The sequence below is a fragment of the Pseudofulvibacter geojedonensis genome (genome assembly GCF_042675745.1).
GTDB classification, from domain to species: Bacteria; Bacteroidota; Bacteroidia; order Flavobacteriales; family Flavobacteriaceae; genus Pseudofulvibacter; species Pseudofulvibacter geojedonensis.
Window position 1 is genome coordinate 206,289 of record NZ_JBHTJM010000011.1, and the last position, 1,068, is coordinate 207,356.

General features: G+C 36.9%; 1 pseudogene. It reads left to right on the top strand.

The window, feature by feature from the left end:
- Window positions 1–1,068: pseudogene (locus tag ACFQ1O_RS14655) on the top strand (hypothetical protein); the annotation flags it as partial.

Sequence of the window (1,068 nt, forward strand, 5' to 3'; positions counted from 1 at the left end):
GATTTATTAGCTGCAGAATACGATGCAACTAATAACACTGCTGTAGATTACGATGTGAACTTTTATGAATCGTACAACGAAGCTACAGATACATTATCAGATCCTATTACAAACGATACGGCTTACAACAACACCAGTAACCCTCAAATTATTTATGTAGAGGTTATCAATACTGGTGATGAAGGAAATGCAGGCGATGGTACTCAATGTAGAAGTGTTAAAGCGATTACATTAGAAGTATCTATTCCTCCTGTAACAGAATTTGTTTCTATGCCATTGTGTGACGATCAGTATTACGTACCAGACAATGTAACACCGAATCAAACCTTCAACTTAACATTGTTTGAAGATATGATTACTACAGAAACAGGCAATACTTTTACTTATTTCTTAAGTGAAGCAGAGGCAGAAGCCAACACCAACCCTATTGGTAATACTACTGCTTTTGTTAACACAGTAAATCCTCAAGATATTTTTATAAGAGTAGACAATGCTTTAGGTTGCTACAGTGTGCAATTAGTAGAAATTGTAGTAAACCCGAACCCTACTCCTTTAATCCCATCAGATTTAGCCGATTTATTTCCAAACGGAGAAAGTATGGAGTCTTGTGTAAACGATGGAACAGGACCAGGAACACTACAAGAAGGATATGCTCTGTTTGATTTAACCGAATATCAAGACGATATTATTGGCGGAGAAACGGTTGTATCTGCAGCTTATTACACATCTGAATCTGATGCTAATTTAGAGCAAAACCCTATTACAAACCCTACTACTTTTTACAATACTGTAGCCTATGGGCAAACTATCTGGGTTCGTGTTACCAATACAGGCGACACAACTACTAACACAGCTGCAACAGGATGTTATACACTAACAAACTTTAAAATTCACGTACCTGTACCACAAGTATCTATTACCAGCACTAAAGATGTATTGTGTGTAGATGAATTTGGTGTACCGTTACCTACAGAAGATTTACCTGTATTAACAGCTACTACCTTTAGCTTAGAAGGAAGTTATACAACTCCAGATTACACTTACCAATGGTCGTTTAACGGTGTAGAA